This window comes from Arachnia propionica, from assembly GCF_003932785.1.
Classification (GTDB): Bacteria; Actinomycetota; Actinomycetes; order Propionibacteriales; family Propionibacteriaceae; genus Arachnia; species Arachnia propionica_B.
Map to the genome: position 1 here is coordinate 22,090 of NZ_RQYT01000036.1, position 9,114 is coordinate 31,203.

At 69.1% G+C, this 9,114-nt stretch carries 10 protein-coding genes; 8 read left to right on the forward strand and 2 right to left on the reverse strand.

Annotated features, from left to right (window positions below):
* Window position 1: 1 nt before the first annotated feature.
* From EII35_RS12270 to ispF, 4 genes are all read left to right on the forward strand, one after another.
* The gene (locus EII35_RS12270) at window positions 2–679 is read left to right on the forward strand and encodes a response regulator transcription factor (protein WP_125228757.1); all 678 of its coding nucleotides are present in this window, start codon (window positions 2–4) and stop codon (window positions 677–679) included.
* 98 nt (window positions 680–777) lie between these two features.
* Complete coding sequence (locus EII35_RS12275) at window positions 778–1,263, forward strand: CarD family transcriptional regulator (protein ID WP_125228758.1); 486 nt, start codon at window positions 778–780, stop codon at window positions 1,261–1,263.
* Between the two features lie 4 nt (window positions 1,264–1,267).
* Complete coding sequence (gene ispD, locus EII35_RS12280; RefSeq protein WP_125228759.1) at window positions 1,268–1,972, forward strand: 2-C-methyl-D-erythritol 4-phosphate cytidylyltransferase; 705 nt, start codon at window positions 1,268–1,270, stop codon at window positions 1,970–1,972.
* Window positions 1,969–2,433, forward strand: a complete 465-nt coding sequence (gene ispF / locus EII35_RS12285; protein ID WP_125228760.1) for a 2-C-methyl-D-erythritol 2,4-cyclodiphosphate synthase — start codon at window positions 1,969–1,971, stop codon at window positions 2,431–2,433. Before ispD ends, ispF begins: the two co-directional genes overlap by 4 nt.
* Here ispF and EII35_RS12290 read toward each other — a convergent pair.
* Window positions 2,426–3,559: a neutral zinc metallopeptidase gene (locus EII35_RS12290; protein WP_185744311.1), complete on the reverse strand. Its 1,134-nt coding sequence runs from the start codon at window positions 3,557–3,559 to the stop codon at window positions 2,426–2,428. The genes ispF and EII35_RS12290 overlap by 8 nt on opposite strands.
* Window positions 3,560–3,822: 263 nt before the next feature.
* Between EII35_RS12290 and EII35_RS12295 the strand changes: the two genes are divergently transcribed.
* From EII35_RS12295 to EII35_RS12310, 4 genes are all read left to right on the forward strand, one after another.
* Window positions 3,823–5,454, forward strand: a complete 1,632-nt coding sequence (locus EII35_RS12295; protein ID WP_125228762.1) for a DUF2207 family protein — start codon at window positions 3,823–3,825, stop codon at window positions 5,452–5,454.
* 109 nt (window positions 5,455–5,563) lie between these two features.
* Window positions 5,564–6,787, forward strand: coding sequence for an inorganic phosphate transporter (locus EII35_RS12300; RefSeq protein WP_185744312.1), 1,224 nt, complete (start codon window positions 5,564–5,566; stop codon window positions 6,785–6,787).
* Window positions 6,784–7,074, forward strand: coding sequence for a hypothetical protein (locus tag EII35_RS12305; protein ID WP_125228764.1), 291 nt, complete (start codon window positions 6,784–6,786; stop codon window positions 7,072–7,074). Before EII35_RS12300 ends, EII35_RS12305 begins: the two co-directional genes overlap by 4 nt.
* Before the next feature lie 32 nt (window positions 7,075–7,106).
* Window positions 7,107–8,321: a glycoside hydrolase family 3 N-terminal domain-containing protein gene (locus EII35_RS12310; RefSeq protein WP_125228765.1), complete on the forward strand. Its 1,215-nt coding sequence runs from the start codon at window positions 7,107–7,109 to the stop codon at window positions 8,319–8,321.
* Between the two features lie 298 nt (window positions 8,322–8,619).
* On the opposite strand, the gene EII35_RS12315 is transcribed toward EII35_RS12310, so the two are convergent.
* Window positions 8,620–9,114 (reverse strand): HNH endonuclease family protein (locus EII35_RS12315; RefSeq protein WP_221739743.1); only part of this gene is annotated, 495 nt, incomplete at its 5' end.

Below are 9,114 nucleotides of genomic sequence, written 5' to 3' on the forward strand. Positions count from 1 at the left end.
CGTGGCCCGCATCCTGATCATCGAGGACGAGGAGTCGTACCGGGAGGCGCTCAGCTTCATGCTGCGTCGGGAGGGGTTCGAGGTGGCTGCCGAACCCGACGGGATCTCCGGGCTGGCCGAGTACGACCGGTCGGGCGCGGACCTCGTGCTGCTCGACCTCATGATGCCGGGGCTGTCCGGCACGGAGGTGTGCCGACGACTCAGGGAGCGTGGCAACGTCGGCATCATCATGCTCACCGCCCGCGACTCGGAGGTCGACAAGGTGGTGGGGCTGGAACTCGGTGCCGACGACTACGTCACCAAACCCTTCTCCCATCGCGAACTCGTGGCCCGGATCCGGGCCATCCTGAGGCGGGGGCAGGACCAGGTGGCGCTCCCCGATGTCGTGGAGGTGGGTGGGGTGCGGATCGACGTGGAGCGGCACCAGGTGAGCGTGGACGGGGAGGAGGTGAGGTTCGCGCTCCGTGAGTTCGAGCTGCTGGAGCTGCTGCTCCGCAACGCCGGACGGGTCATGACGCGCGGCCAACTCATCGACCGGGTCTGGGGGAGTGACTACGTCGGGGACACCAAGACCCTCGACGTCCACGTCAAGAGGTTGCGCAGCAAGATCGAACCGGACCCGTCGAATCCGGTGCGTCTCGTGACCGTTCGCGGGCTCGGCTACAGGTACCAGGGTTGAGCCCGGCGGGCCCTGTCCCACTATCGGGTGGTGGATGGGTGTCGCCATTCGACACGCCGCCCCGTGGTACGATTGTCTGCAGAAAGGGGCCTGAAAATATGACTTATTCGGTCGGAGAGACGGTGGTCTACCCCAATCACGGGGCGGCTGTCATCGAAGACATCGAGACGCGGCAGATCAAGGGAGAGGACAGGCTCTACCTGGTCCTCAGGATCATCGGACAGAACGACCTGGTGGTGCGGGTTCCCGCCTGCAACCTGGACCTCGTGGGTGTGCGCGACGTCGTTGACGCGGACGGCCTTGAGCGGGTGTTCGAGGTGCTGCGTGCGGAGCACACCGAGGAACCGACGAACTGGTCCCGTCGCTACAAGGCCAACTTGGAGAAGCTCCACTCGGGCAACGTCATCAAGGTGTCGGAGATCGTCCGTGACCTGTGGCGTCGTGACCGCGACAAGGGACTTTCCGCCGGTGAGAAGCGCATGCTCGCCAAGGCGAGGGCCATCCTCGTCGCGGAGCTCGCCCTCGCCGAGGACGTCGCTGAGGACCGTGCCGAGGCGATGCTCGACGAGGTCCTCGCCTCGTGATCCGTTGACCAGCAGACACGATCAACCGGTCGCCGCCATCGTGGTGGCGGCCGGTTCTGGTTCCCGCCTCGGGGCGAGTGTCCCGAAGGCGCTGGTGAGGCTGGGGGAGCGCACCCTCGTCGAGCACGCCGTCGCCGCGATGATCGCCGGTGGTGCCGCCAGGGTGGTGGTGACCGTCCCGGCCGACCACGTCCGGCCGTTCGAGGAGGCCCTGGCCGGTTTCCCCGAGGCCCGCTGGGTGGTCGGCGGTGCGGAGCGGCAGGACTCCGTGCGGCTGGGCCTGCGGGCCCTGACCGACGAGTTCGGCCCCGAGACCGTCGTGCTCGTCCACGACGCGGCGCGCCCGCTCGTCCCGCAGCAGGTGGTGGCGGCCGTCATCGACGGGGTGCGCGACGGTGCCGCCGTCGTGATACCGGTGGTTGCCCTCCACGACTCCGTTCGCACCTCCCCTGAGCACGGCTCCGTCGTCGTGGACCGGGCCACGTTGCGGGCCGTCCAGACCCCGCAGGGGGCCACCCTGGGGACACTCGTGGCAGCCCATCGGCACGTCCACGAACAGGGCATCCAGGTCACCGACGACGCCTCCGCCGTCGAGACGCTCGGGCACGGCGTCGCCCAGGTGCCCGGTCATCGCGATGCGGCCAAGATCACGGAACCCGTCGACCTCCTGCTGGCGGAGGTCGTTCTCGCAGCGAGGAGTTCGTCATGAGGGTTGGGATCGGCACCGACGTGCACCGACTCGAGTCCGGAACCCCCATGTGGGTGGCCGGCCTGCACTTCCCCGACGAGGCCCAGGGGCTCGCCGGTCACTCGGATGGGGACGTCGCCGCCCATGCCGCCGTCGACGCCCTCCTGTCGGCCGCGGGGCTGGGGGACATCGGCTCCCGGTTCGGCACGGATCGTCCCGAATGGGCCGGTGCCAGCGGGGTGGCCTTCCTGACCGAGACCGCCCGACTCGTGCGTGAGGCCGGTTTCACCATCGGCAACGTCTCGGTCCAGGTGATCGGGAACCGGCCGCGGATGGCCGCCCGCCGGGCGGAGGCGGAGCAGGTGCTGAGCGCCGCCGTCGGTGCCCCGGTGAGCGTCTCCGCCACCACCACCGACGGCCTGGGCCTGACGGGACGTGGCGAGGGTGTCGCCGCCGTCGCCGTCGCCCTCTTGGCTACTTGACCTCGCTGGACGGTGCGACGAAGGTGTTGCAGGTGCCGAGCGACAAGGAATCGAAACCGCGCGACCCCCACAGCTGACGGTTCTCGCCACGCCCGTGGTCGCCCGCTTCGTTCGGGTCGACGCCGGCCCTGGCCCTCAGCTGGTCATCGCCGATGTCGTAGAGCGACTGGAGCATGTCAGCGCGGTCCTCGTCGGTGACACCGAGGCTCTGGCCCAGCGAGTTGAGGGCGGTGCCGGCGAAGCAGTCGGCCTGGGTCTCCACCCGGCGGCTCACCTCGAGCGCCTCCTCGTCGGTCTCCGCGTCGTACTGCTGCATGACGCTGCTGGTGATGAGCCCCGTCCGGCCCTGCATCGCGTGACCGTATTCGTGGGCGGTGATGAGGTAGAAGTTGCTCCGGGCGGCCGCGGACTCCTCGGGGAGGGCGGAGACGATGTCCTGCGAGAGGTAGATCCGCTGATCCTTCGGGCAGTAGAACGCGTTGGGTGCCGGGGATGCGCCGCAGGGGGTCTGGACCTCGGAGTTGCTGGGGAAGATCGTGATCCGTGGGGTGTAGGCGGTGAACCCCGCGGCCTCCAGGGACGGCCCCCACGCGCGGGTGAGGCAGCCGAAGAAGGTCTGCAGGTGCTCCTCGAGCTGGTCGTCGGACTTCGCCGTCCCGTCCAGCTGGACCTCGCACCGGACCGGGGAAGCCATTGAGACGTTGTAGAGGGCGTTGTCCCGAAGATAGGTCTCGGCCTCGTTCGAGTCCTCCGGGTACACCAGATCCGGGGGAGAACTGGTGACGGGGGGCAGCTCGTAGTCCTCGTTCTGGTAGTCGGCGGCGATGTCGTTCGACCTGCCCATCGAGTCGATGACGATGAACAGGAGCAGGGCGGCGAGGGCGCCCCCCGCGAGGACGAGGGCCACGAGGAGCCCCGACGAGGAACGCTGCGGGCGCTGCCACTGCGGCGGCGCCCCGTACGGGCCGGGGGCCCGGAAGGGTGCCTGCTGGCCAGGCACCGGCGCCCACTGCCCCGGGGGCCGGGCCCCGTACGGGGTGGGCTGGAACACCGGCGGCCGTTGCGGGGTCAGCGTCGGCGTCGACGACTGCCAGGCGACCGGGGTCAGGGTGGGGCGGGCGTACACCGGCATCGCCTGGGGCGGTTGCACTGGGGGACGCCAGGGCGGCGTCTGGCCCCCGCTCCACTGCGGAGGGCGAGGTTGACCGGGGTACGGCGGCTGATAGGGCACGGATTCAGGTTAGCCAAGGTGGGGGTCGCAGTGTCCAGTGGGCGACGCCAACTGTGGGAAACCTCTCGGTTGGACACCCGGTGCGGTAGCGTCGGCCCTGAACGTTCGCAGGACAAGGAGCTCCCACGGTGCGGCTGATCCGTTTTCTCTTGATCCCCATGGTGCTTGTCGCCGTCATGCTCGGCGCGCCGCTGGCACGTGCCGACGAGAGCACCGCCACCCTCTACAGGTTCGACGGGAGGTTGGAGGCCGACGGGACCCTGCGCGTCACGGAGACGATCACCTTCGACTCCGCGCCGGCGGAGCTGACGCAGCGCATCGCCCTCCAGGCACCCATCGACCGGCACCGCTACTACCAGTACCGGGTTTCCGACGTGGAGGTCACGGGTGCGGAGGGGCTGCGGGTCCAGCAGGAGGGTGACTACCAGGTCCTCACGATGAAGCCGTCGAACGAGGTCACCATCACCTACTCCGTCACCGGGGCCACCTACTCGGACGACACCTCCGAGGGCGGCGTGACGGTGTTCTCCTGGCGGGCACTGCAGGGGCTCTCCGTCGGGGTCGAGAAGGTGGAGGGGGAACTGAAGATCGCCACCCTGCCCGAGTTCGTCGACTGCACGGCCGGCCCGCCCGGCACCCTCAGCAAGTGCGTCATGGTGGCCGCCGGTACGCACCGGTCCCCGATGCCGGTCTTCGAGTCCGATGCCCGTGGCGCGGGGGAGCAGGTGACGCTGACGGTCGGTCTGGCGTCGGCCGCGGTCACCCCGTCGGCCACCCTCAAGGAGTCGTGGAACCTGGACCGCGCGTTCACCGTGAATCTCGCCACCGTGGGAGCCTCGCTCGCCGCGCTGGCCGTGGGGTCCCTGTTGCTGTACTGGCTGTTCCGCCGCACGGGCGTTGACACGCAGTTCTCGGGTGAGGTGACCCCGGTCGCGACGTTCCGTCCCGTCGGGGACGGGGAGTCCGTGTTCGAGCTCGCCGACGGGGTCCGTCCGGGTCTCGTCGGCACCGTCGCCGATGAGAGGGTTGACCCGGTGGACATCACCGCGACCCTGCTCGACCTGGCGGTCCGGGGGCATCTCAGGATCACCGAGCTGCAGCATGCCGAGTACGGGCTCACCGACTGGCAGTTCACAAGGCTGGAGAACCCCACCGACGAACTGGCCCTGTTCGAGGAGCGGCTGCTGGACGCCGTCGCGCCGAAGGACGGGTCGTCGCTGGCCTCCGAGCTGCCCGCGTCGCTCACCCCGACCCTTCCCGGCATCCAGGACGCCCTCTACGACGAGGTGGTCGCGCGGGGCTGGTTCGAGTCGCGTCCCGATTCGACGCGTAGCTCTTGGCGGATGCGGGGCTGGACGGCCCTCGGGACGGCGATCGTCTCGCTGGTGCTGCTGGCCGCGTTCACGCGGTTCGGTCTGCTCGGGCTCGTGCTCGTCGCACTGGCGGGCGGGCTGCTGTTCATCGGCAACCGGATGCCACGTCGTACGGCTGAGGGGGCGCGCCTGCTGAGCGGTCTCGGTGCTCTGTCGTCGCTGCTCACCACCCATCCGACGGATCACATGCCGAAGGGACGGGAACTTGAGGAGATCTCGCGGCTGCTGCCCTACGCGGTGGTGCTGGGGGGCCGTCAGCGTTGGTTGGAGGCGTTGGCCGCCGCCGACGACGACGATCTGCCCGATCCGACGGACCTCGACTGGTACCACGCTCCGGAGAACTGGCACCTGAAGGACCTCCCTGCGTCCCTGACGCAGTTCGTCAACACCGTTCAGGGCGAGTTGTTCAGCCGCTGACAGTGAGAGCGTGAGGCAGGTCACCGGCTTGGGCCGTTGGCTTTTCGGACACCCCGGTTTTCCCTGTTGAGGCCTGAGGGGGGACACTTGGTTCGTGACCCCCGAACTGATGGTTGTCCTGTCGCTTGTCGTCGTGACGGCACTTGCCTTCGACTTCACCAACGGATTCCACGACACCGGCAACGCCATGGCCACTTCCATTGCGACCGGAGCACTCAGGCCGAAGCCCGCCGTCACGCTGTCCGCGGTGCTGAACCTCATCGGGGCGTTCCTGTCCGTCGAGGTGGCCCTCACGGTCACCAACGCAGTCGTGAAGCTGCAGGACAGCAGCGGCGCTCCCCGGGCCGAGTTGTTGAGCGACGGCGGCGAGGGGCTGCTCCTCATCGTGCTGGCTGGCCTCGTCGGGGCGATCGTGTGGAATCTCGCGACGTGGCTGTGGAGCCTGCCGTCGAGTTCCTCCCACGCGCTGTTCGGCGGCCTCGTGGGGGCGACCATCGCCGGGCTCGGTTTCGGCGGTGTGAAGTGGGTCGGTGACGGCACCAAGCTCGACGGGGTCGTCGGCAAGGTGGTGCTCCCGGCGCTGCTGTCCCCGGCCATCGCGATCATGGTGGCGGCCCTGGGCACCTGGCTGGTGTTCCGGATCACGAAGGGGGTGGCGCAGCGGTATCGGGAGACGGCCTTCCGCTGGGGGCAGATCGGCTCCGCGTCGCTGGTGTCCCTCGCGCACGGCACCAATGACGCCCAGAAGACGATGGGGGTCATCACGCTCGCCCTCATCGCGACCGGCAGCTGGACGGATCTCGGGGGAGTGCCGCTGTGGGTGAAGGTGAGCTGCGCGGTGGCGATCGCGCTCGGCACGTACGTTGGCGGCTGGCGGGTGATCCGGACCCTCGGGAAGGGGCTGGTGGAGATCTCGGCGCCGCAGGGCATGGCGGCGGAGTCGTCGTCGGCTGCGGTGATCCTCGCGTCGAGCCACCTCGGTTTCGCCCTGTCGACGACGCACGTGGCGACGGGGTCGATCCTGGGCAGCGGTGTGGGGCGTCGCGACTCGAAGGTGAACTGGCGGGTCGCCGGCCGGATGGCGGTGGCGTGGGTGGTGACGCTGCCCGCGGCGGCCGTGGTGGGCGCGGTGATGTGGTTCATCGGGAACCTGTTCGGCGGGTTCGTGGGACCGCTGGTGATCTTCGGCATCCTGCTGGCCGCGTCGGGATGGATGTATCTGCACTCCCGCAAGTCGGCGGTGGATCATCGGAACGTGAATGACGACTGGGTCGACGAGCTGGCGGCGTCACGCGAGGCCGGCACCCCGATCAGCGAGGCGGGACGGGCATGAACAATCTGTGGTTGGCGTTGACGGGTGCGTGGCACGTCCTCCTGGCGGGGCTGCTGTTGGGGGCGGGCCTGCCCGCGATCTTCGCCCTGGGGGTGCGGGCCCTGTCGGTCGGGGCGACGGGCACACCGGAGGACCCGCAACCGACGTGGCTCGGCCGGACGTTGGCGGGGCTCTGCTTCGCGGTGGTGGGGCTGGGCATCCTGGCGGGAATCGGCACGATCGTCGCTCACGGTTTCGGGGCGCACCTGACCTTCGACGGGATCATCCCGGTCTTCGTGCGGAGATGATTCCGGCGCGCGGGGTGACGTAGCCTCAGGGCATGCGCACCTTCAACATCGGCAATCGACCTTTGTCAGTACTGGTGGTCTGCGCGGGGATCGTCGCGGCTGGTTGCACCGCGGCCCCGGTGACCGCGGAGCAGAGTGCCAGCCCCGTGCCGAGTGCCGCCCCCTCCTCTGAGGTTTCGGCCGCGGTTGAGACGTTGTCGGTTCCGGTCGAGGCCGGGTGCCGGGCCTTGGCGGAGGGGCTCAGCCCCGAGCAGCAGGCGGGGCAGCTGTTCATGGTGGGGGTGGACACCGGTGGTCTCACCAGCGCGGCGCGCAGGGTCATCGAGGACGGCGCGGCGGGGTCGGTGGTGCTGCTGGGCAACAGTGAGGCGGGGAGCACGCAGATCGCGTCGTTGACCGCGGAGATCGCGGGGGCGGCCCCGGAGGGGCTGCCGGTGCTGGTGGCGGTGGACCAGGAGGGCGGGATGGTGACCCGGCTGCGAGGTCCGGGGTTCAGTGACATCCCGACGGCGTTGAAGCAGGGGAAGCTGCCCGACGGTCAGCTGAGGGCGCAGGCGAGTGTCTGGGGGAAGGAACTGCGCGCGGCGGGGGTGCATTTCGATCTGGCCCCGGTGGCGGATGTCGTGCCGAAGGACAAGACCTTCAGCAATGAGCCCATCGGCAAGCTGAGCCGGAACTTCGGCACCGAACCGGGGCAGGTGTCGCGTTCGGTGGTGGAGTTCACCGAGGGCATGAAGGAGGCGGGCGTGTTGACCTCGCTCAAGCACTTCCCTGGGCTGGGCGAGGTGACGGTGAACACGGACTTCGGGGCGGCGGAGGATTCCGTCATCACGGAGGACCACGCTGCGTTGGAGCCGTTCCGGGCCGGGATCGGGGCCGGGGCGGATTCGGTGATGGTCTCCTCGGCGGTGTTCACCCTCATCGATCCGGAGCAGGAGGCGGTCTTCAGCCCGGCCATCGTCACGGCGCTGCTGCGGGAGAGGCTGGGTTTCGACGGGGTCGCGATCAGCGACGACCTGGGCGCGGCGGCCTCCGTTGGCGGGGTGACCCCGGGCCAGCGGGCGGTGCGTTTCTTCGCGGCGGGCGGGGACCTGCTCATCAACGCGGACCCGGCGCTCATGGACGAGATGCTCGAGGCCACCACGACCTGGGCGGCGGAGTCCCCGGAGAACACGGCCCGGCTGGCCGAATCAGCGGGCCGGGTGCTGGAGCTGAAGGAGAAGGCGGGCCTGCTCAGCTGCAGCTGACCGGCACCTGCGCTGGCCTCCCACCCCACTGATTCGCCTGCCTTACGACTGGTTCGCCTGTCTTGGATGGGTTTCGCCTGCCATTTTTGCGGTTCGCCTGTCTCAGATCACAGGCGAATTGAAACAGGGCAGGTTTTTCCCGCTCAAGGCAGGCGAACCCCGTTGGTCGAGCCGGACCGCGAGCATCGCGAGCCGTCCGTGTCGAGACCTCCGCGACAGTTCCAGCGAACCGTCGCCGGGTCTCGACTATCGGGCGCGCTGCGCCCTCAGTTCGACCAGCGGGGTGGGAAGAGGGTGTTCAGTGGAGGGCGTATTGGATCCATTCCCAGGCTTCGGATTCGACTGGCCCGGTCTCTGGGGGTTCTGGTGGGTCGAGCCAGGGTGGGGGTGGTTCTTCCAGTCTGGGTTCTGGTTCGGGTGTTCGGAGGCGGATGGTGCCGCCGGTGGCGTGGACGAGGTATTCGAATCCTGCTGGGGATTTCCAGTGGAACCAGCCGGGGGCTGGTTGGGTGAGTGTCCAGCCGCCGAAGGTTTTCGCCCGATGTGATCTGCGGGCCAGGGGTGCGAGGTTGCCCCAGCGGGTCTGCCCGGTTTCGCCGTCGCGGTAGGGGATGGTGTGGTCCAGATCACAGGCCCTGGAGGTGCGGGAGGCGTAGGGGAACACATCGACCGGCATCAATGCCGTGACGGCCATCCGCAACCCGACCGACGGATCATGAAGATCCTCCGGAGCATGCCGCAACGGATCAACCACGGGCCGGACCGTCACGCGGGAGTCCTTCAAGAACTCCGG